The sequence below is a fragment of the Herbaspirillum sp. Her2 genome (genome assembly GCF_057961375.1).
Window position 1 is genome coordinate 272,109 of sequence record NZ_CM176331.1, and the last position, 21,797, is coordinate 293,905.

Here is a 21,797-nt window from a genome sequence, read left to right on the forward strand (position 1 = left end):
GGTGATCACGGTGAGTGTGCATCCCTCGCCTCTGCGGCGCGTGGCCCGGTCCGTCCTGTCGCTCGGGGCCGGGCTGCTGGCCTGGCCGGTGGCCGTGGCCGGCCCGGCGGAGAACAGCTATCGATTTCTGGAATCGCTGGAGATGGCCTCGCCCATCAACAAGGGCAGCCTGTCACGTTTCAATCGCGTGGGCAATGTCGAGCCCGGCATCTACAGTGTGGATGTGTTTGTCAATGGCAGCTACAGCCACCGTCGTGCATTGCGCTTCGACCTGGTCGAAGGGATGGGCGCGGCGGCCTGCTTCAAGGCCGAGGACGCCGTCTTGCTCGACCTGCGGCAGGATCTGGTCGCGCAGCTGGGCCAGCGCGAGTGCGCCCGCATCGACGAGCTGGCGCCCGGGGCGCAGGCCGTGTTCGATCTCTCACGCCTGCGGCTGGATGTCAGCCTGCCGCAGGCGCAACGCAACCATGTCGCACGGGGCTACATCGATCCCGCGCTCTACGATGCCGGTGACAGCATGGGTTTCCTCAACTACAGCATCAGCCAGTATTACGCCCATACCGCCCAGGCCAGCAGCAGTTCGGTCTACGGTTTTACCAACAGCGGCGTGAACCTGGGCCTGTGGCGTTTGCGCCAGCAAGGCAGCCTGGGCTATGACAGCCGCAGCGGACTGCGCTGGAATCCGGTGCGCACCTATGCCCGCCGCGCCTTGCCCGACTGGACCAGCGAACTGACCGTGGGCCAGAGCTATACCTCCGGCAAGCTGCTGTCGGGACTGGCCTACCAGGGACTGGAACTGAGTTCGGACGAGCGCATGCTACCCGATTCGCAGCGCGGCTATGCACCGGTCATTCGCGGCACTGCGCGCAGCAACGCTCAGGTCATCCTCAGCCAGAAGGGGTGCGATATCTACCGCACTACCGTCGCTCCGGGCAGTTTCGTGATCGACGATCTGTATCCGACCAGCTACAACGGCGATCTGGATGTCACCGTCATCGAGGCCGATGGCACCCGATCCCGCTTCAGCGTGCCTTACTCGGCGCTGCCGGAATCGATGCGGCCTGGCAGTGAGCGTTACAGCGTCACACTGGGCCGGACCCGCGATACCGACAGCAGCTTGCCGTTCGTGGATGCGCTCTACCAGCGCGGGCTGAGCAACAGCATGACCGGCAGCCTCGGACTGCGCCTGGCGCCGGCCTACCAGTCGGCGGTGCTGGGCACCACCCTGGCCGGGCCGGCCGGTTCGCTGGGCCTGTCGCTGAACTATTCGCATGCCGACACGGGTGGCGGTGCGCGTGGCGGCTGGATGATGGGCGTGTCTTATTCACGGGCCTTCGATGTCACCGGCACGCAGTTCTCCATCGCCAGCTATCGCTACTCCACGTCCGGTTACCGCGAACTGGCCGACGTGATCAGCGAGCGCCAGGTGCGGCGTACCGGATTCTCTTCGCTGGCCAGTTCCACCAGCTATCAGCAGCACTCGCGCATCGATCTCTCGCTCAGCCAGCAACTGGGGAGCCTGGGCTCGCTCTATCTCTCCGGCCTGACCCAGACCTTCCACCATGACCGCAGCCGCATCACGCAATTGCAGTTCGGGTATTCGACCTTGTGGCGCAACGGCGTGAGCCTGAACCTCGCCTTCCAGCGGCAGCAGGTCAGCAGTGTGGCCCGGACCGCCAATGATCTGGACGGGCGGCTGGCAGCGGTGGCGCAACCGGGCTCCTCGTTGATGCTGTCGTTGTCGATCCCGCTGGGGCGCGAGGGCGGTGAGCGGCCTGTCGCCAGTACGTCGGTGGTCCGGGCGGCGGACCAGGACCTCTATCAGACCCAGGTGTCCGGCATGCTGGCGGGCGAGCGCCAGCTCAGCTACAGCGTGGGGGCCAGCCATGTGCCGGGCGGCCAGCAGGACAGCATCAACGGCAACCTCGGCGCGCGTCTGCCCAAGGCCAACCTCAATCTCAATCTTACGCACGGGCGCGACTACTGGCAGGTGGCCGGCAACGTGCGCGGTGCGCTCGCCGTGCATGCCGGCGGTATCACCCTCGGCCCCTATCTGGGCGATACCTTTGCCCTGATCGAAGCCAAGGGGGCGGAAGGTGCGCGTCTTTTCAACGGCCAGGGAGCGGTGATCGACAGCCACGGCTACGCCTTGCTGCCTTCGCTCTCGCCCTATCATCGCAACGTGGTCGAACTGGCGGCCAGCGGCAAGCGCCACAAGACTGAATTGCTGGAAAGCCAGCGCACCGTCATCCCGTATGCCGGGGCCACGCTCAAGCTCAGTTTCAGGACGCGCACCGGCCACGCCTTGCTGATTCGCCTGCAGCGCGATGGCGCCTCGCCCTTGCCGATGGGAGCCGATGTGCTCGATGCGCAAGGCGGCGTGATCGGCATGGTCGGGCAGGGCAGCCAGGCTTATCTGCGCACCGACCAGCTGCAGGGCGAGCTGCTGGTGCGCTGGGGCGACGGCCAGCAGGAGCGTTGTTCCGCGCGCTACGATCTGCAGGGGCAGGATCTGGCGCAGGAGCTGATCCGGCTGGAAGCGGCCTGTGTGGCTGCACCCCGCCGTGCCGAGTTCCTGCCGGCAGAGGCCGCACAACCGCGCGCAACGGGAGCCCCGCAATGAGCCGCTGCCGGATCGGTTGGCTGGCAGGCTGGCTGCTGCTGTCCATGCTGCTCTGCTGCATGCGTGCCGAGGCCGGGGTCATGCCCGAGCGCACGCGCCTGGTCTTCAGCCAAGGAGCACGCGAACTCAGCCTGCGCCTGGCCAATACCAATCCGCATGCGGTGGTGCTGCAGAGCTGGGTGGACCAGGGCGAGGGCAGCCAGGCACCGGACACGGTCCAGTCTGCGCTGTTCGTCCTGCCTGCCGTGCAGCGGCTGTCGCCGCAGGCCATCGGCCAGGTCCGCGTGCTGACCACCGGCGAGCCGCTGCCGACCGATCGCGAATCGGTGTTCTGGCTCAATCTCTACGAGATCCCCCTGCTGGCGGATGCGCCGCAGGCAAGCGCGCCGCGCTTGCTGCTCGGGCTCAATACCCAGATCAAGGTGTTCCATCGTCCCGCCGGCCTTGCCGATCCGGGGCCGCAGTGGAGCGATGCGCTGCACTTCCGGCTGCAATGGCAAGCCGGGCAATGGGCCCTGGTCTGCCGCAATGACAGCCCTTATTTTGCTTCCCTTGCCAGCCTGCGGGTCAGTGATGGTCGCCGCGAACTGGTGCCGCGCGCCGCTCCCGACCAGATGGCACCGCCCTATGGCGAACAGGTCTTCGTGCTGCCCGTGGACGATGCCACCCTGCCGTGGCAGCAGCCGCGCCTGAGCTTCCAGCTCATCGATGACGACGGGCGATCCAGCGAGCACACAAGGTCCCTGATGCCGCCCAACCTGCCATGAAGGAAATTCCCATGCATGCCGCCGCTCATTGCGCCCACTCTGCCGCCCCCCCGCCCATGGAGCGCAGGCACTTGCTGCTGGCCTTGCGTCGCCGTCAGTTCCAGCCCTTCCTGCAGCCTATCGTCGGTGAGGACGGCGACTGGCAGGGGGCCGAGATCCTGATGCGCTGGCAGCATCCGCACGCCGGTGTGCTGGCACCATCGGTTTTTCTGGAGCGCTTGTCCGAGGAGGGCCTGCTGGCCGCCACCACGCGCCAGATGCTGCAGCAGGTGCGCACGTCGTGGAGCAGCGCACCCGCCTGTCTGCGGCAGCCCTTCGTGCTGTCCTTCAATGCCTGTGGTGAGCAGTTGCAGGGCGAGTCGCTGGTGGCCCAGTGCCAGGCCCTGCTGCGCCGCCTGCCGTGGCCGCAGTTGCAGCTGATGATCGAGATGCCCGAGCGCGGTGCCGACCTCGGACCGGAGCGCTGCCGCCGCCTGTTCGCCCAGTGCGAGCGGGCCGATATCGCCATCGCCCTGGATGATTTCGGCATCGGCGACGCGCGCCTGCACCAGCTGGCCTGCGGCCGCGTCAGTTGCCTCAAGCTCGATCGATCGTTTGTTGCTGCCATGCAGGGCAATTCCCTGTACAGTCGCCTCATCGAAACCATCGTCAGCCTGGCCGCCGAGTTCGATGCGACCGTCACCGCCGAAGGCATCGAGACCCGGGGGCAGTGGCAGCGCTTGCGCCGGATGGGGGTGCGACGTTTCCAGGGATATTATTTCGCCAGGCCGCTGGCGATGCCGGAGTTCTTCCGGCAGATGCAGCGCCGCCGGGGCCAGGCGGCCACCAACTGAGCAGCGCGGAAAGGGAATGCCAACATGGCGACCAAGGGGACATTGATACGGGTCGGGATCGCAGATGATTATCCGGTCGTGTTGCGGGGCATCGAAGCCATCCTGGCCACCTGCGCCGACCTGGCGCTGGCCTTCTCGGCCGAGAGCATCGCGCAGCTGATGAGCTGCCTGGAGCGCGATCCGGTGGACGTGCTGCTGTGCGACTATGCCTTTGATGATGACCCCCAGGCCGACGGGCTGGACCTGCTCAAGCGCCTGCGCCGCCAGCATCCGGCGATGAAGGTGATCTTCCTCAGTGCCCATGCCCAGCCGCAGATCATTTCCAGCGCCCTGGAGCTGGGGGCGGCCGGTTTCATCGGCAAGAACCGCAGTGATTTCGTCAACCTGCCGCAAGCCGTCTGCAGCGTCCATCACGGCCAGGTCTATCTGCCGCAGTCGCTGTCGTCGGCCTTGCTGGGCAGTCTGTTCAATGTCAACGCACGCCAGACCGGGCTGGCCCAGTTGTCCGAGCGCGAGCTGGTGGTGGCGCGCATGATCTGCCAGGGCATGTCCATCAGCGACATCGCCGAGCGCCTCAACCGCAGTCCGAAGACCATCAGCAACCAGAAGGTGGCGGCCATGAAGAAGCTGGGGGTGAGCAATGACGTCGAACTGAGCCGGATCTTCCAGAACCTGGGCCACTGAGAGCCGCGATGCCGCGCCAGATCCTTGCCCTGTCGGAGCGCTACTATCGCCGGCTCCTGTATGGCTGTGCCACGCTGTTGTCGGTGGCCATCGTCTGCGCCGTGATGTTTCTGGGCTACAGCGCCTTCACGCAATTCCGTGAACGGCAGATCGGCAGCTTCACCAGCAAGCGCGAGCAGATCAAGTCCGAGGTCGATCGCCTCACCGCGCGGGTGGTCCAGTTCGCCGAGATGTATGCCCGCCTGCAGCATCTCTACAAGAAGGAACTGATGGTGCTCGATACCTACAGCGAGCGCGTCGATCCCGGCGAGATCACCCGCAGTCCCGAGAGTCTGACGGTGGTGCCTTTTTCCCTCGTGATACGCGGTGACACCGCCGCCGACCGCCTGCGCCTGGCCACGCTGCTGCTCCTGCTGCGGCAGGCCTCGGCCTTGCCGATGTTCAATCCGGCCGAGCCCGGTGTCACGCTGGACGGCTTCATCTATACCGCCGAGGCCGGCTTCCTGGCGGTCTCGCCGCCGCTGTCTGGCACGGAAGAGCAAGAGGTACGCCGGCTCGGCATCTCGCCCTACATCAGCGCCATCAGCGCGCCGGTCGATGCGGCCTTCGCCGCCGAGCGCGAACGGGCGGCGCGCGCCCAGGGCAGCACCGGGCAGCGCGTGCTGTGGATGAGTCCGGCCTTGAGCGCACCGCTGCAGCGCTCGGCCGTGACCCGGCTGGCCGTGCGCATTGCGCTGGACAAGGGCGATCAGGCAACGGCCGTGTTCTCGGTGCCGGCCAGCCAGTTTCGCCAGTTCTTCATGAAGAACGAAGAGATGCCCGGCCTGATGGTGTTTGAAGGGCAGGGCAGCACACGTTTGCTGAGCAGCCCCGATCCACACGTCAATCCGCTGCTGATGCGCCACATCCAGGAGCATGTGCGGCATGCCACCGATCCGCACGATCACGTCGGCCATTTCCACGATGACGGCAGTTTCTTCATTGCCCAGACCATCGAGGGGCCGGAGTGGGTGGTGGTGCTCACCTTCACCTGGCGCGACGTGCTGGCCGGCTTGCAGGGCGACTTCACGACGGGGGCCGTCTGGGGTTTGTTTGCGTTGCTCTTCGTCTGGGTCGCTACCCTGTATTTCGACCGCTGCGTGATCGGGCCGCTGCAGAAGAAGGCGCTGGCCATGGTGGAGAGCCGCCAGTTCAGCCAAACCATCATCGATACCCTGCCGGTCGGCATCGCCGTCTATGCGCCCGGCTCGGGCGAAGTGGTACTGCGCAATGCGGTGGCTTCGCGCATGCTGGAGCAGTCGGCGCTGCCCTGCGCGGCCTTCTACGCGCAGATCCTCACCGCAGTGCGGGTCGGCGACAATCTGCGCCAGGCCATGATCGAAGCCGAACTGCCGCTGCGCGATGGCGGCATCAGCCATTTGGGCGCGGTCTGGTCGCGCACCCGCTTCTCGGGCCAGGATGTGCTGCTGCTGGGCATGATCGATCTCAACATGCAGAAGGCGCACGAAGCCCTCATGCGCGAAGCCAAGAGCATGGCCGACCGCGCCAACCAGGCCAAGTCCATGTTCCTGGCCCAGGTCAGCCACGAGATCCGCACGCCCCTGCATGGGGCCATCGGGCATATGGAGCTGCTGGCGCGGGAAGAGCTGTCGTTGCCGCAGCGGCAACGCATTGAGCTGATCCGTCATGCCTTCGACATGCTCATGGGGCTGGTCAACGACATCCTCGACATCACCAAGATCGAATCGCAATCCATCACGCTGGCCTCGGAAACGATGCAGCTCAACGACTTGCTGGAAGAGTGCGCGCAGCTGTTCGCACCGCTGGCACTGGACAAGGGACTGAGCTTCTCCTGCCTGCCCGCCGTGGCACTGGAAGCACCGGTGCTGGGCGATCCGCGGCGGCTGATGCAGATCCTGCACAACCTGGTCGGCAATGCCGTCAAGTTCACGGCGCAGGGGCGTATCCGCTTGTCGGTGCGGCTCCTGCGCCGCGAACCGGCGCGCATGGTGGTGCGCTTCGACGTCAGCGATACCGGCATCGGCGTCTCGCCCAGCGCCCGGCAACGCATCTTCAAGTCGCTGCAACAGGCCGATGACAGCATCAGCCAGCGCTTCGGCGGCACTGGCCTCGGTTTGTCGCTGTGCCGCCGCCTGGCCGAGCTGATGGGAGGCGATATCACCCTCGACAGCGAGCCGGGCCGGGGCAGCGTCTTCGGTGCGGAAATCACGCTGGCGCTGGTGGAGGGAGGCGGCACGCTGCCGGTCTCGCGCCCCTTGGCAGGCAAGACCGTGGCATTGCATTGTCACGATGCGGACATGGCAGCCACGCTCCGCGACTATCTCGCCGCGTGGGGTGCAGCGCGGCGTGACAGCGCCAGTGCGCCCGGCGCTGTGATCCATCTGGTCGCACCGGATTGCGTGGATGATTTCATCGCCTGCGCGCAACACCAGTCCGTGCCGGCCGTGCTGATCTGTCCTGACGTGGCCATGCGCGCCAGTCTTGCGCCTGGCTGGCAACAGGTCAGCGCCTTCGACCGGCACGACTGGCTGCGCGCACTGGCCAGCCAGCCTGCTGCTGTGGAGCCGCTACCGGTGGCAGAGCTCGTCAGTGTGGCCGCCGGACTCGACGTACTGGTGGTCGAGGATGACTATGTGAACCTGACCTTGATGCAGCAACAATTGCAGGCGCTGGGCTGCGCCTCTCTGCGGCTGGCCCGCGATGGTCTGGATGCACTGGCGCAATGGCAGGCGCACCCGGCCGATGTGCTCATCACCGATTTCGGCATGCCCGGTCTGGATGGCGTGGCGCTGGCCACGCGCGTGCGCGAGCAGCAGCCGCACGCCCGCATCATCGCCACCACGGCGGCAGGGCCGGGCAGTCTGGGGCAATGGCCGCCGGCGCTCTTCGATGCCCTGCTGACCAAGCCGGCCTCGCTGCAGCAGATGCAGGAGATCCTGGCGCGCCTGGTGCGCACGGTGCCTGCGCCATCGTTGCAGTCAGCGCCGTCAGTGCAGACGGTGCCGGTCGATCCGTTTGAACGGGTAGTGCGGGAGGCATTCCGGCAGAGCTGGCCGGGGGAAAAAGAGAAGCTGCAGCAAGCCATCGATCGCGGTGAGCATGAACGCGTGCTGCGCATCCTGCATCGCCTGCAAGGGGGACTGCAAGCCATGGGGCTGGATGACCTGGCAGCACGCAGCGTCGAACTCCAGCACGCCATCACGGCGGGCGAGCCCTCGGCGCTGGCGGCCTGCAGGGAATGGATGCAGGCCATGGAGTCTGCCAGCTGAGTGCGAACAAGTTCTTCATGTTCATCCCCCATTTGCTGTCGATTGAGTGTTCGGGGCTGTGCACACCACAATGGCCGCTCTGCAGATCCTGAAGCGCGGTGGTAACAAGCACGGATGAATTTCCCGACAGGCAGCGTGCGTGGACATGCGTATGCCCATGCTTGTTGCGGCGAACTTGGTGAAGGAATTGACCAAAAAATATGCGCCGCCTGCATCATGCAGCCGCGGATTTTCCCTTCTTTTTCACAAGGGAGGCACGCGGTGTGAGCCTTGCTGCGCGCTGGTGCAAGAACGAGCGAGGATGCCGTCGCGTGGTGCAGGGCCAAAAAATCAGCGCGTGACGCTGCGCGTCTGCTTGGGCAATTCGCCAAACCGCTCGCGATAGTAAGCCGAGAACCGTCCCAGATGCCCGAAGCCGAACTCGAAGGCGGTATCGGTGATGTTGGCGCCGGGATGCGTGAGCAGGCGCTCGCGCACGGCATCGAGCCGGATGTTGCGCAGCAGGTCCATCGGCGCCACACCATATTGCTGGTGGCACAGCGCATTGAGCGCGCGCACGCTCACGCCGGCCGCACCGGCCAGGTCGGCCAGCGCCAGCGGCGCGCACAGGCGGCTGCGGATGTAGCGCTCCAGCATGTCCAGGCGCTGCAGCTTGCCGGCACCGACCAGGCTGTCGGCCGATTCGCTGGCCGCACGCTGACCGCTGCTGGAGGCATGCACGGGCTCCACCGTGGACGTCAGTTGCGAGAGCAGGAATTGCGCAGCGCTGCGTTCGAAGTGCTGCACCCATTCTCCCTGTCCGGCCCCTTGGCCGGGCAGGGCCAGCACGCGCAGCAGCGACTGGATCAGCAAGTCCCAATAAGGCGCGGCCTGCTGCGGCAGCAGGAACACCGAGGGGACCTCCATCGGGCCGCGCTGGCCGACGGCACGCAATTCCTCGAACAGGGCCAGCGGCACCTTCAGGATCAGTTGCTCGGAGCCCGCCTGCCACCACAGGCGCAGATTCTTCTTTGGTGCGATCAGCGCCGTATGGCCTTGCGGGATGCACACCTTGCGGCCATCGGATTCGATCTCGGCGCTGCCCGAGAGCGTCATGTGGACCAGCGCAAAACCATTGAACAGGCGCGGCCGCACGACGACCTCGGCACCATACTTGAGCATGAAGATCTGCAACTGCTGGATCGCCGCCTTGAAGAGCACGGTATCGACATCGTCGCCCTTCCAGAACAGGTCATGTTCCGCGAGTTCGTTGGCGACCTGGGCGTGACAGTCGACCTTGCGGGTGGAGTGAAAAACGCGGCGACGATACAAGGGCTCCAGACTGAGCGCATGGACAGTGTTGAGCATGTTAACCTCTTAACGCTGCCCTTCCGCACGGGCCGGTGGCGGAAGAGCGGTGGTACCGGGGTGGGGTGCTGCTGCGTGCAGACGGCGCGGGATCCGGTCTGCCATGCACCTTCATGGACGATGCGAACGGAGTGCGCGCTGTCTGCTTTCCCTCAGCCAGCGGCGGCTGCGTTCAGCGTCATGCAAGTGCAAGTTTCATGCCCGGGATGGAAGCTCGTCGGCGGTGCGCAGAACAAAGCGCGCCAGCATGGGCGGGGTGGATCATGTCGGTCTCCTCTACGGTCTTCTGGTCGGACCCTGCTGCCGTGGACGCGGGCCTCGTTGCTGTGGGGCACGGCTCTGCGGCCGGCTGATCGCCGATTCTATGCGTTTGGCGGGTGAACGTACAATATCAAATCAGCATCATGGTATGCCTCGGAGGTAGTGTGGAACTGCGTCATCTCAAGTATTTCAATGCCGTCGCCAGCACGCTCAGTTTCAGCCGTGCGGCCGAATTGCTGCACATCGCCCAGCCGCCCCTGAGCCGGCAGATCCGCCAGCTCGAGGAAATGCTCGGGGCCGAGCTGATCGACCGCGCCTCGCGTCCGATTGCGCTCACCATGGCGGGCAAGTTTTTCTATGAACAGACCTTGCAGGTATTGTCCCGGCTGGAACAGATCGAGGAAGGAACGCGCGTCATCGCCCACGGACAGCAGCACTGGTTCAACATCGGTTTCGTGCCCTCGGCGCTGTATGGTTTGCTGCCGGAGATGATCAAGCGTTTCCGCGCCGACATGCCGGACATTGAAATCGGATTTTCCGAGATCGTGACCATGGAACAGATCGAGGCACTCAAGTCCGGGCGCATCGATGTAGGCTTCGGACGCCTGCCCATCAGCGACCCCGACATCCTCTGCGAGACCATCGTGGAAGAACCGCTGGTGGCGGTGTTCCCGCTAGGCCATCCGCTGCTGGCGCGCAGCAAGGTGACGCTGGCGCAGCTGGCCGAGGAACGTTTCATTCTCTATCCGGCCAAGCCCCGTCCCAGCTATGCGGACCAGGTGCTGGACATTTTTTCGAGCCGCGCCCTGCGGCCGGCCATCGTCAAGGAAGCCAACGAGATGCAGACCGCCATCGGCCTGGTCGCCGCCGGCGTGGACGTGACCCTGGTGCCGCGTTCGGTGCAGGGGCTGCATCGTTCGGATGTGGTGTACCGGCCGCTGTCCAACAAGGGCGTGCATTCGCCGGTGATCATGAATTTCCGCGCCAACGACCGCTCGCTGTTGCTGCAAACATTACGGTCGACAGCGGCCTCGATTGCGCGCATGCATGCCGAGGAGTACGCCTGATCGCAGGCCTCCGAAGGGCGAGATGCAATGCACACGGGCCATGCAATCGCATGGCCCGTGGTCGTTCAGTTCAGCGCAGGATCACGCGGCCAGACGCGGACGATTGATATCGGCCTTGGGCAGGTCCTTCTGTTCCGGCAGCAGGTTGAAGTTGAACTCGATGGCATAGAAGGGCGCATCGACTTCATGCTTGCGGATCTCGGCCGGATCGGTGACGTGCTTCAGTTCCGGCACCAGCCCTTCGCGGGTGGCGAAGGCGAAGTCATCCCACAGGTACGGATCGCCGGCGATGTTGATCTGCGTGGTCAGCTTGCGATAGCCCGGTACCGTGACGAAGAAGTGGATGTGCGCAGGACGGCTGCCATGACGGCCCAGCTTGTTGAGCAGGCGGTCGGTGGCGCCACCCGGCGGCACGCTGTAGCCGACCGGCACGCGGCTGCGGAAGCGATAGCGGCCTTGTTCGTCGGTGCGGATGGAGCAGCGCAGGTTGAACGGGCTCTGGTCCGGATCGAAGAAGGAATAGCGGCCCAGGTGATTGGCGTGCCAGACTTCCACCAGCGCATTGGCCAGCGGCTTGCCGTGCTCGTCGAAAACCTGGCCTTGCATGAAGAGGGTGTCGCCCGGCTGCGGGTCCTTGTCCATGCGCGCAAAGCCCTTCTGCTCGGGCGCGCCCGACACGTACAGCGGTCCTTCGATGGTGCGCGGGGTGCCGCCCTGCACGCCACGGCGCGCTTCGGCTTCATCCATGCGCAGGTCGAGGAAGTGCTCGAAGCCCAGGCCGGCGGCGATCAGGCCGAACTCGCCCGACTTGCCCGCCGAGGTCAGATAATCCACGGCAGCCCAAAATTCTTCCGGCTGCACATCCAGCTCTTCAATCGTATAAAACATGTCGCGCACGAGGCGGTTGACGATGGTCTTGACACGCTGGTTGCCCTCCGCGAGTTCGGTGCTTTCGATTTTTTGCAGTACGGCGTCGATGGCTTTCTTGTCCACGTTGTCTCTCCTGTCTCTGGTTGGATATGTGTGGGGGTGAGTGCGGTTGGTCCGGGCCGATGGTTCAGGCCACGGAGACCAGCGGGGTCTTGCGGTCGCGGCGCAGCGCGTTGACGCGATCTTCATCCAGGGTGATGCCGAGGCCGGGGCCGCTCGGCAGTTCCAGGGCGAAGTCGCGGTAACGCAGCGGCGTGGCCAGGATTTCTTCGGTCAGCAGCAGCGGGCCGAACAGTTCAGTGCCCCAGGCCAGCGTGCCAAAGGTGGCAAACAACTGGGCCGAGGCCATGGTGCCGATGGCGCCTTCCAGCATGGTGCCGCCATACAGTTCGACCTGGGCGGCAGCGGCGATGGCCGCGACTTGTTGCGCACCGGCCAGTCCGCCGGATTGATTGATCTTCACGGCGAACACATCGGCAGCACCCACGCGGGCCAGTTGATAAGCATCCTGAGGACCATGCAGGCTTTCGTCGGCCATGATGGCGATGCGGTTCTTCTGGCGCAGGCGGCCCAGGCCATCGTGATTGCCGGCGGCGATGGGCTGCTCCACCAGATCCACGCCGGCATCGGCCAGCAGCTGCATGCCCAGCATGGCCTCGGTCTCGGTCCAGGCCTGGTTCACGTCCACCCGCACGCTGCCGCGCTCGCCGAGGGCGCGCTTGATGGCGGCCACGTGGGCGCAATCCTGCTCTACGGTGCGCGCGCCGATCTTGAGCTTGAAGATGTTGTGGCGGCGCTGGGCCAGCATCTTCTCGGCCTCCTCGATGTCGCGCGCCGTGTCGCCGCTGGCCAGGGTCCAGGCAATCGGCAGGCTTTCCCGCACACGGCCACCGAAGAGCGTCGACAGGGGCACGCCCAGGCGGCGCGCCAGCGCATCCGACAGCGCGGTCTCGATGGCGCATTTGGCGAAGCGGTTGCCCTGCACGTGCTCGGCAATGTGATGCATGCGGGCGGCAACCTGGTTGGCATCGGCGCCCAGCAGCAGCGGCGTGATGTAGGTGTCGATGTTGACCTTGATGCTTTCCGGACTTTCTTCGCCATAGGCGAGGCCACCGATGGTGGTGGCCTCGCCCCAGCCGGCCACGCCATCGTTGCCGGTGATGCGCACCAGCACCAGGGTCTGGCGGTGCATGGTGGTCATCGACAGGCGGTGCGGGCGGATGGTGGGAACGTCCAGCAGCAGGACCTCGACGGTTTCAATGGAGGTGGCGGGCAGGGTGGAATTCAAGATGCAGTCCGTAGAAAAGAAGAAGGCGAATGCTGACGATGTCTGATTTGGAATGGATGATAGGAACAAAGCCGCCTGGGTGTCCAAGACCGATTCGGGCATGCTGCATACCTTTTGGGTATAACGTTGAGGGTATGCAAAAAACGGACAAGACTGCCCCGCAACTATGCAAATGGCGGATATTCGTCCTTGTGCAGTCTGCCTAAGATGGCTCATCGTCCAGGCCCCGCCTGGCATCCCACGATGAGGACCGTCGCATGAGCACATCCACCGAACTCGAACAGCAAGGCTATGCACCGCTGGTGCAATTCCCCCGCACCGATGGTGCGCGCACTCCTTACAAGGTATTCAGCTCCAAAGAGGTCTATGACCTGGAGCAGGAACGCATCTACCGTGGCGAGACCTGGAGCTTCCTGGCCCTGGAAGCCGAGATTCCCAATAACGGCGATTACAAAAGTACCTTCGTCGGCGACACCCCGGTGGTGGTCACCCGCACCGAAGATGGCACCCTGGCCGCCTGGGTCAACAAGTGCTCGCATCGTGGCGCCATCGTCTGCCGTACGCCGCGCGGCAATGCCAGTTCGCACAGCTGTGCTTATCACCAGTGGAGTTTCGACTCGCGCGGCAACCTGCTGGGCGTGCCTTTCCGCCGTGGCCAGAAGGGTGCCACCGGCATGGCCAAGGATTTCGATCCCAAGTGCCACGGCCTGCGCCAGTTGCGCGTGGACAGCTACAAGGGCCTGGTCTTCGCCACCTTCAGCGAGACCGTGGAATCGCTGCCGGACTACATCGGCGCCGAGATGCGCCCGTGGATCGACCGCATCTTCCACAAGCCCATCGTCTACCTCGGCTGCACGCGCCAGTATTCCAAGTCGAACTGGAAGCTCTACCTGGAAAACGTCAAGGACCCGTATCACGCCAGCCTGCTGCACCTGTTCCACACCACCTTCAACATCTTCCGCGTGGGCATGAAGGCGCGCTCGCTGGCCGACAAGCATCATGGCCTGCACAGCATCATCACCGCCACCAAGAATGAAGTGGAGACGGCGGATGCCTACAAGCAGCAGGAGATCCGCTCCTTCGACGAGGGCTTTTCGCTGCAGGATCCGTCGGTGCTGGGCCAGATCAAGGAATTCGAGGAACTGACCACCAACCACATCCAGCCCATCTTCCCGCAGCTGGTGGTGCAGCAAATCCATAACACCCTGGTGGCGCGCCAGTTGCTGCCCAAGGGCCCGAGCAACTTCGAATTGGTCTTCCACTTCTTCGGCTACGAGGACGACACCCCCGAGCTGCGCGCCCTGCGCATCAAGCAGGCCAACCTGGTGGGGCCGGCCGGCTACATCTCGATGGAAGACACCGAGGCTACTGAACTGGTGCAGCGTGGCACCGCCCGTGACCCGGACCACTGCTCGGTGATCGACATGGCGCGCGACAACCCCGACCAGGAAGACACTTTGATTACCGAAAGCCTGATCCGCAAGTTCTGGATGGGCTACCAGAAACTGATGGGCTTCCCGTCCATCGAGCAGGCATGAGCGAGGCAAAGCAGATGCAAAACATGGAACAGATGAGCTTGTGGTTCGAGCTGCACCAACTGCAGGAGCGCTACGTGCATGCGCTCGACAACGACAGCCTGGAACAGTGGCCGGAGTTTTTTACCGACGACTGCCTGTATGAAATCGTGCCGCGCGAGAACGCCGATGCCGGCCTGCCCATCGGCATCATCTATTGCGACAGCAAGAAGATGCTGCAGGATCGCGTGCTCTCGCTGCGCCACGCCAACATCTACGAGGCGCACACCTATCGCCACATGACTTCCGGGCTGGTGTTCACGCAGAACGCCGACGGTTCGGTGGATGCGCAATCGAGCTACGTGGTGGTGCAGACCTTGCAGAACGGCGAGTCCTTCGTCTACCAGGCCGGCCGTTATGAGGACCGCGTGGTCAGGACCGAGGCCGGCTGGCGCTATGCCCGCCGCCGCGTGATCTACGACACGCTGCGCGTGGCGACCCTGTTGGCCACTCCGATCTGAGGCGGCCATGAGCGAGTGGTTCGATGTCGGCCATGCCGATGATTTCGCCGAGGGCGAAGTGGCTGCGGCCCGCGCGGGCAGCCAGGCGGTGGCGGTGTTCCGCCTGGGCGAGGAAATCTTTGCGCTCAAGGACTTGTGCACCCACGGCAATGCCAAGCTCTCCGATGGCTATGTCGAAGATGGCTGTGTCGAGTGTCCGCTGCACCAGGGGCTGTTCGACATACGCAGCGGTGCACCGCGCTGTGCGCCGGTGACCGAGGCGGTGCGCAGCTTCCCGGTGCGTGTAGTCGCGGGACGGGTCGAAATTGGCGTGGGCGGGGAGAGCGATGCCGCCGCCATCGCCAGCGCCGAACCGGCATTGCAGTCAGTGCAGGCCACGCTGGAAAGCATCACGCGCGCCGCTCCGGATGTGGCCATCCTGCGCCTGCGCTGTGCGGCGCCGCTGTCCTATCGCGCCGGCCAGTACATCGATCTGCTGCTGGAAGACGGCCAGCGCCGCAGCTATTCCATGGCGACCTATGCCAGGGACGGCAGCGATCTGCTGGAGCTGCACGTGCGCCACTTGCCCGGCGGACTGTTCACGGACCGCCTCTTCAACGGCATGCAGCCGGGGCAGCAGTTCCAGCTGGAGGGACCGGCCGGCAGCTTCTTCATGCGCGAGGGCAGCGAGCCGGTGATCCTGCTGGCCAGTGGCACAGGATTTGCTCCGGTCAAGGCACTGGTGGAAGAGGCCATCGCCACCGGCAGCACTCGTGCGATGCGCCTGTACTGGGGCGGTCACCGTGCCGCCGACCTGTATCTCGATGCACTGTGCCGCGACTGGGCGGCGAGCCTGCCATGGTTTGATTACGTGCCGGTGCTGTCCGAGGCCGACGCCGCCAGCGGCTGGAGCGGACGCACCGGCTTCGTCCACCAGGCCGTGATGCAGGATGTACCGGCGATGCAGTCGTATCAGGTCTATGCCTGTGGCGCGCCGGTCGTGGTAGAGTCAGCGCGGCGCGATTTCACGGCCACCTGCGGCCTGCCGGGGACGGCTTTCTTTGCGGATGCCTTTGTCTCGAAAGCCGACCTGCGTAAATAGTTTTTCCAGGCCGGGCTTGCGGTGAAATCCAGGTTTCACGCGCCGCTACGCTTCCAGCTTCACACCGAATTCAAACCAAAGAATCTAGAGGGGAATCCAGGCATGAATCGACTCACTAAAGTGGCAGGTGCGGTAATGATGGCGATGGCGGCGGGCGCAAGCCTGTCCGCGCAGGCGGCCGATGTGGTGAAGGTGGGCTTCCTGACCACCCTGAGCGGCCCGGCCAGTGCGCCCGGCGTGGATGAGCGCGAAGGCTTCATGCTGGCCATGAAGATGCTGGGCAACAAGCTCGGTGGCGTGCCCGCCGAAGTCATCGTGGTCGATGACCAGTTCAGCCCCGATGCTGCCAAGCAGGGCGCGGACCGTCTCATCAAGCGCGAGAAGGTCGATATCCTGAGCGGCTTCGTCTATTCCAACATCCTGCTGGCCGTGGCCCCGGCGGCCTTCGCCAGCAAGACCGTGGTGGTCAGCGCCAATGCCGGTCCGGCGCAACTGGCCGGTGCGGGCTGCAACCCGTATTTCTTCAGCGCCAGCTACCAGAACGACGCCACCCATGAAGCGGCCGGCAAGCTGATGGCCGACAAGGGCTACCAGCGCGTGGCCATCATCGCCCCCAACTATCCGGCGGGCAAGGATGCCTCGGCAGGCTTCAAGCGTTTCCTCAAGAAAGACCCTGCGGTCGAACTTTTCCCCAAGCTGGGCCAGCTCGATTTCGCGACTGAGATCGCGCAGTTGCGTGCAGCCAATATCGATGCCCTGTATTTCTTCCTGCCGGGCGGCATGGGCGTGAACTTCGTCAAGCAATACGCGGCCGCCGGCATGGACCCCAAGATCGTGCGCGTGATGCCCGCCTATGATGCGGACCAGCAGATGCTCTCCAACGGCGACCTGATCGCCGGCGTGGCCAACACCGGCCAGTGGTCGGCCGACCTGCCCAATGAACAGAACCGCGCCTTCGTGGCGGCCTACATCAAGGAATACGGCCATCAGCCCTCGATGTTCGCTTCCCAGGCGTATGACGCGGCCATGCTCATCGACAGCGCCGTCAAAACCATCGGCGGCAAGGTCGAAAATCGCGAGGCCCTTATTGCAGCCATCAAGGCGGCCAACTTCAAGTCGGTGCGCGGGGGCTTCAAGTTCGCGGCCAATCACTTCCCGATCCAGAATCAGTATGCGCGGGTGGTGACCAAGGGCGCGGACGGCAAGTACGTCAACAACATGACCCAGACGCTGCTGCCCGATCACGTCGACGCCTATGTCGGTCAATGCAAGATGCCTTGAGGACGGTGCACCTTGGGTAATCTGATCTTCGAGCAGGTGCTCAACAGCCTGCAGTTCGGCGTCATGCTGTTCCTGATCGCTTCGGGATTGACGCTGATCTTTGGCGTGATGAACTTCGTGAACCTGGCGCACGGCAGCTTCTTCATGATCGGCGCCTACGTGGCGGCGGTGGTGGCCGGGGCCAGCGGTTCCTTCTGGCTGGGCCTGCTGGTGGCCCTGCCGGCCACGGCAGCGCTGGGCTTCCTGCTGGAGTGGCTGGTGTTCCGGCGGCTCTACAAGAAGGATCACATGGTGCATGTGCTGGCCACCTTCGCCTTCATCCTGATCTTCAACGATGGCGTGCGCATGATCTGGGGCCCGCAGCCGCTGCCGCTGAACATGCCGCCGGCCTTCGCCGGGCCGGTCAATCTGTTCGGGCTGCCGTATTCCAGCTATCGCCTGCTGGTCATGGCGGTGGGCGTGGTGGTGGCCGTGGCGCTGTACTTCCTCATCAACCGCACGCGCATCGGCATGTGGGTGCGTGCCGGCGCCAACAACCTGGAAATGGTCACGGCCATGGGCATCAACATCCGCCTGCTGTTCCGGCTGGTGTTCAGCTTCGGGCTGCTGCTGGCGGCGCTGGCGGGCATCATGCTGGGGCCGCTGGTGGCGGTGCAGGCCGGCATGGGCGATGACGTGCTGATCCTGGCCTTCGTGGTGGTGGTCATCGGCGGCATCGGCTCGGTGCCGGGCGCGGCCATCGGCGCGCTCATCGTGGGGGTAGTCGATACGCTGGGGCGCAGTTTGCTGCCGCAGCTCTTCGCGCTCTTCCTCAGTGCCGATGCGGCCGCCTCGGTCGGTCCGGCGCTGGGCTCGATGATGATCTACCTGGTGATGATCGCGGTGCTGTTCTGGCGCCCCAGCGGTCTGTTCCCTGCCCGACCCTGAGGAATCCCATGCAACGTCTGTTCGTTCTCCTGCTGCTCGTCCTGGCGGTGCTGCTGCCGCTGCTGGCGCAGGCCAGCGGGATGGAGTACTACATCGGCGTGGTCACCCGCATCCTGATCTTTGCGATGGTGGCGGCCAGCCTCAATTTCATTCTTGGTTACGGCGGCATGGTCAGTTTTGGTCATGCAGTGTTCTTCGGGCTGGGTGCGTATGTCACGGCCATCGCCAGTTTCCATGGCGTGACCAGCGCCTGGCTGATCTGGCTGCTGGCCGCGCTGGTGACGGGCCTGGTCGGCCTGGTGATCGGGGTGATTGCCCTGCGCACGCGGGCGGTGTATTTCATCATGATCACCATGGCGCTGGCGCAATTGTTCTACTACTTCTTCGTTGGCTTCCGGTATTACGGCGGCGACGATGGCCTGCAGGTGACGGCGCGTCCGCTGCTGGGCTTCGGCCTCGACATGAGCGGCGACAACGCCTTCTACTGGGTCGTGCTGGCCTGGCTGGTGGCCAGCTTCGTGTTGCTGCAGCGGCTCTTGGCCTCGCGCTTCGGGCTGGCCTTGAATGCCATCCGGCAGAACGAGCGGCGCGCCCAGGCCATCGGCTATCCGGCGCTGCGCTACAAGCTGGCGGCCTTCGTGATCGCCGCTGTCATCGCGGGACTGGCCGGCAGCCTCATCGGCATGAGCAATCTCTTTGCCAGCCCCAAGCTGCTGCACTGGTCGCAGTCCGGCATCCTGCTGGTGATGGTGGCGCTGGGCGGGGTCGGCTATTTTTACGGCGGCCTGCTCGGTGCAGCGGCCTTCCTGTTGCTGGAGGAAGTGCTGTCGACGCATTTCGAATACTGGCAGATCTATGTCGGCCTGATCCTCTTGCTGGTGGTCATGGTGGCACCGCGCGGCGTGAGCTCGCTGGCCACCATCGGCAAGACACTCAAGCAGGGAGAGCAGCATGGGGCATGAACAGGCAGCGGTGGCCCTCTCGGTCAAGGGCCTGAAGAAAAACTACGGCGGCCTGGCGGCCACGCGCGATGTCGACCTGGAGATTGCAGCGGGCCACGTGCACGCCATCATCGGTCCCAATGGCGCGGGCAAGACGACCTTGCTGTCCCTGCTTTCCGGGGCGCTGGCAGCCGATGCGGGCGAGGTCCACCTGTTCGGCCAGCCCATGCATGGCCACGCGGAACAGGCGCGTGTGGCAGCCGGGCTGGTGCGCTCGTTCCAGATCACCAGCGTCTTCGATGAGTTGAGCGTGCTGGACAACCTGCAGGTGGCCGTGCAGCGCGGGCAGCATCGCAGCTATGGCTTCTTCCATGCCAGCGCGAGTGATCGCGCCGCACGGGAAGCGGCCATGACGGTGGCGCGCCGGGTCGGATTGGAAAAGGTCGTGCATCAGTTGTCGTCGCAGCTCTCGCATGGAGCGCGGCGCCGGCTGGATGTGGGCCTGGCCATCGCCTGCGGTCCGCGCGTGCTGTTGATGGATGAACCGATGGCCGGCATGGGCCATGAGGAATCCGGCGACATGATCGCGCTGATCCAGTCGCTCAAAGAGGAACTGACGGTGGTGCTGGTGGAACATGACATGGAGGCTGTCTTCGCCCTGGCCGACCGCATGACGGTGCTGGTGCAGGGGGCGGTGCTGGCCACCGGCAGCGTGGACGAGATCCGCGCCAATGCCGAGGTCAAGCTGGCCTACCTGGGCGAGGAGGAAACGCAATGAGTGCTTTGCTGGAAGTGGAAGGCCTGACCGGCGGCTATGGTGCGAGCCAGGTGCTGTTCGGGATCGACATGCAGGTCAGGGAAGGCGAAGTGGTAACCCTGCTGGGCCGCAATGGCATGGGCAAGACCACCACGCTGCGCACCATCCTCGGATTGAATCGCCCGACCGGCGGCGTGGTGCGCTTTCGTGGCGAAGCCATCCACAGCGCCAGTGCCGATGCGATTGCCCGGCGCGGCATCGCCATCGTGCCGGAGGGGCGGCAGATCTTCAAGAACCTGAGCGTGGAAGAAAATCTGTCCGCCTTTGCGGCGCGCCGCAATGGCCGCGACAATCCATGGACGCTGGAAAAGATTTATCAGCAGTTCCCGCGCCTGAAGGAGCGCCGCCACAATGGCGGCGGCCAGCTCTCGGGCGGCGAGCAGCAGATGCTGGCCATCGGCCGGGCGCTGATGACCAATCCGCATCTGCTGATTCTCGATGAAGCCACCGAAGGCCTGGCGCCGCTGGTGCGGGAAGAAATCTGGGCTTGCCTGAAAGCCTTGCGCGAATATGGGCTGACCATCATCGTCATCGACAAGTACATCAAGCGTCTGATCGGCTTTGCCGACCAGCACACCATCCTCGAAAAGGGCAAGGTGGTCTGGCAGGGCGATTCGGCGCAGCTGTCGGTGCAGACGGAATTGTGGGATCAGTATCTGAGCGTGTAAGGCGCTTGTTGCGCGGATATTGATCCATTAACGCAGGTTTAATGCTGTTGCAAACAGCATTAAGGAAAACTGAATGCTCCCCAATCAAGTCGAGACGGACGCTCGCCGCGTCCTTTGCCCCATCGCCGAGTGCGAGGCGGGCTACAACCTCAAGGCCGCCTTTCCGGATTTTCCGCAGGTGCTGCAGCAATGGCAGCAGGCGACGGCCGCCATTGCCACTACCTTGCTGACCGAGTCCGACATCGCCTATGGTGATGCACCGCTTCAGCGATTCGATTTCTATCGTGCGCAAGGGGCACAGCGGCCTTTGCTGGTGTTCATCCACGGTGGTTACTGGCAGGGCGGCGACAAGCGTGACATCGGCTTCATCGCCGCGCCTTACGTCAAGGCGGGCATCAGCGTGGCGGTGATCAATTATTCGCTGGCCCCGCAGGCTCGCATCGAGGACATGGTGGCAGAGGTACAGGCGTTGCTTGCCACCATTGCGCAGCAGGCGGATCGCTTGGGCATCGATGTGAATCGTGTCTCGCTGATGGGGCATTCGGCGGGCGGCCATCTGGCGGCCTTCGTGGCCGCGCAGGCGAGTGCCTTGCCGGTGCAGGCCGTCTTTGCCATCAGTGGCGTGTTCGATCTGGTGCCGTTGATCCCGACTTCGCTCAACAAGGCACTGACGCTGGACGAGCAGCGTGCGGATGCGCTCTCACCGGTGCTGCAGGCCGGGCCCACGGGTACGCGCATGCATACCATCATTGGTGAACTGGAGACCGCGCAATTCCACCTGCAGGCGGCCGTGATGGCCAACTGCTGGCCGCAGGTGGTGGCGCATCACGTGGTGCCGCAGACGCATCACTACACGGTGCTGTTCCCGCTGGCGGATGAGAACAGTCCGGTGTGCCGTGCGGTGATTGCGGAGATCGGTGATGCAGGCCGCCCCTGAGGACGACCTGCAGGGAGGCG

General features: G+C 64.6%; 18 protein-coding genes. 15 read left to right on the forward strand and 3 right to left on the reverse strand.

The features are described 5' to 3' along the window. The first annotated feature begins 10 nt into the window (after nucleotides 1-10). Genes ACWHXP_RS01185 through ACWHXP_RS01205 form a run of 5 tightly spaced genes read left to right on the forward strand, consistent with a single transcriptional unit; the run spans nucleotide 11 to nucleotide 8,197 of the window. The gene (locus tag ACWHXP_RS01185; protein ID WP_489634668.1) at nucleotides 11-2,623 is read left to right on the forward strand and encodes a fimbria/pilus outer membrane usher protein; all 2,613 of its coding nucleotides are present in this window, start codon (nucleotides 11-13) and stop codon (nucleotides 2,621-2,623) included. Then, nucleotides 2,620-3,390 (forward strand): fimbrial biogenesis chaperone, encoded by a 771-nt coding sequence (locus ACWHXP_RS01190; RefSeq protein ID WP_489634667.1) that lies wholly within the window; start codon nucleotides 2,620-2,622, stop codon nucleotides 3,388-3,390. Before ACWHXP_RS01185 ends, ACWHXP_RS01190 begins: the two co-directional genes overlap by 4 nt. Before the next feature lie 11 nt (nucleotides 3,391-3,401). After that, complete coding sequence (locus ACWHXP_RS01195; protein ID WP_489623657.1) at nucleotides 3,402-4,223, forward strand: EAL domain-containing protein; 822 nt, start codon at nucleotides 3,402-3,404, stop codon at nucleotides 4,221-4,223. A gap of 24 nt (nucleotides 4,224-4,247) precedes the next feature. After that, nucleotides 4,248-4,907, forward strand: coding sequence for a response regulator (locus ACWHXP_RS01200; protein ID WP_039784218.1), 660 nt, complete (start codon nucleotides 4,248-4,250; stop codon nucleotides 4,905-4,907). 8 nt (nucleotides 4,908-4,915) lie between these two features. After that, nucleotides 4,916-8,197 carry a hybrid sensor histidine kinase/response regulator gene (locus ACWHXP_RS01205; RefSeq protein ID WP_489634666.1) on the forward strand — a complete coding sequence of 1,094 codons (3,282 nt, stop codon included), beginning with the start codon at nucleotides 4,916-4,918 and terminating at the stop codon, nucleotides 8,195-8,197. 330 nt (nucleotides 8,198-8,527) lie between these two features. On the opposite strand, the gene ACWHXP_RS01210 is transcribed toward ACWHXP_RS01205, so the two are convergent. After that, nucleotides 8,528-9,544, reverse strand: coding sequence for an AraC-like ligand-binding domain-containing protein (locus ACWHXP_RS01210; protein ID WP_204725905.1), 1,017 nt, complete (start codon nucleotides 9,542-9,544; stop codon nucleotides 8,528-8,530). Between the two features lie 425 nt (nucleotides 9,545-9,969). Here ACWHXP_RS01210 and ACWHXP_RS01215 point away from each other — a divergent pair, with 425 nt between their 5' ends. Further along, complete coding sequence (locus tag ACWHXP_RS01215; RefSeq protein ID WP_489634665.1) at nucleotides 9,970-10,872, forward strand: LysR family transcriptional regulator; 903 nt, start codon at nucleotides 9,970-9,972, stop codon at nucleotides 10,870-10,872. Between the two features lie 81 nt (nucleotides 10,873-10,953). On the opposite strand, the gene catA is transcribed toward ACWHXP_RS01215, so the two are convergent. Together catA and ACWHXP_RS01225 are read right to left on the reverse strand one after the other, a co-directional pair. Further along, nucleotides 10,954-11,865 (reverse strand): catechol 1,2-dioxygenase, encoded by a 912-nt coding sequence (gene catA, locus ACWHXP_RS01220; protein ID WP_121043453.1) that lies wholly within the window; start codon nucleotides 11,863-11,865, stop codon nucleotides 10,954-10,956. 64 nt (nucleotides 11,866-11,929) lie between these two features. Continuing rightward, entirely contained in the window at nucleotides 11,930-13,090 is a 1,161-nt protein-coding gene (locus ACWHXP_RS01225) for a muconate/chloromuconate family cycloisomerase (RefSeq protein ID WP_489634664.1), read from the reverse strand. A 257-nt stretch (nucleotides 13,091-13,347) separates the two neighbouring features. On the opposite strand from ACWHXP_RS01225, the gene andAc reads away from it, so the two are divergent. From andAc to ACWHXP_RS01270, 9 genes are all read left to right on the forward strand, one after another. Beyond that, on the forward strand, nucleotides 13,348-14,628 hold the full coding sequence (gene andAc / locus ACWHXP_RS01230; RefSeq protein ID WP_489634663.1) for an anthranilate 1,2-dioxygenase large subunit AndAc: 1,281 nt from the start codon (nucleotides 13,348-13,350) through the stop codon (nucleotides 14,626-14,628). Further along, a complete protein-coding gene (gene andAd / locus ACWHXP_RS01235; protein ID WP_489634662.1) occupies nucleotides 14,625-15,125 on the forward strand; it encodes an anthranilate 1,2-dioxygenase small subunit AndAd in 501 nt (166 codons plus the stop codon). Before andAc ends, andAd begins: the two co-directional genes overlap by 4 nt. 7 nt (nucleotides 15,126-15,132) lie before the next feature. Continuing rightward, a complete protein-coding gene (gene andAb, locus ACWHXP_RS01240) occupies nucleotides 15,133-16,206 on the forward strand; it encodes an anthranilate 1,2-dioxygenase ferredoxin subunit AndAb (protein ID WP_489634661.1) in 1,074 nt (357 codons plus the stop codon). A gap of 102 nt (nucleotides 16,207-16,308) precedes the next feature. Then, a complete protein-coding gene (locus ACWHXP_RS01245) occupies nucleotides 16,309-17,487 on the forward strand; it encodes an ABC transporter substrate-binding protein (protein ID WP_287019793.1) in 1,179 nt (392 codons plus the stop codon). Nucleotides 17,488-17,499: 12 nt separating this feature from the next. After that, nucleotides 17,500-18,414 carry a branched-chain amino acid ABC transporter permease gene (locus ACWHXP_RS01250; RefSeq protein WP_489634660.1) on the forward strand — a complete coding sequence of 305 codons (915 nt, stop codon included), beginning with the start codon at nucleotides 17,500-17,502 and terminating at the stop codon, nucleotides 18,412-18,414. A gap of 8 nt (nucleotides 18,415-18,422) precedes the next feature. Next, on the forward strand, nucleotides 18,423-19,376 hold the full coding sequence (locus tag ACWHXP_RS01255) for a branched-chain amino acid ABC transporter permease (protein WP_489634659.1): 954 nt from the start codon (nucleotides 18,423-18,425) through the stop codon (nucleotides 19,374-19,376). After that, entirely contained in the window at nucleotides 19,366-20,133 is a 768-nt protein-coding gene (locus ACWHXP_RS01260) for an ABC transporter ATP-binding protein (protein WP_489634658.1), read from the forward strand. The genes ACWHXP_RS01255 and ACWHXP_RS01260 overlap by 11 nt, the downstream gene beginning before the upstream one ends. Next, on the forward strand, nucleotides 20,130-20,840 hold the full coding sequence (locus tag ACWHXP_RS01265) for an ABC transporter ATP-binding protein (protein ID WP_039784237.1): 711 nt from the start codon (nucleotides 20,130-20,132) through the stop codon (nucleotides 20,838-20,840). The genes ACWHXP_RS01260 and ACWHXP_RS01265 overlap by 4 nt, the downstream gene beginning before the upstream one ends. Nucleotides 20,841-20,913: 73 nt before the next feature. Then, nucleotides 20,914-21,777 (forward strand): alpha/beta hydrolase, encoded by an 864-nt coding sequence (locus ACWHXP_RS01270; protein WP_489634657.1) that lies wholly within the window; start codon nucleotides 20,914-20,916, stop codon nucleotides 21,775-21,777. Nucleotides 21,778-21,797 lie beyond the last annotated feature (20 nt).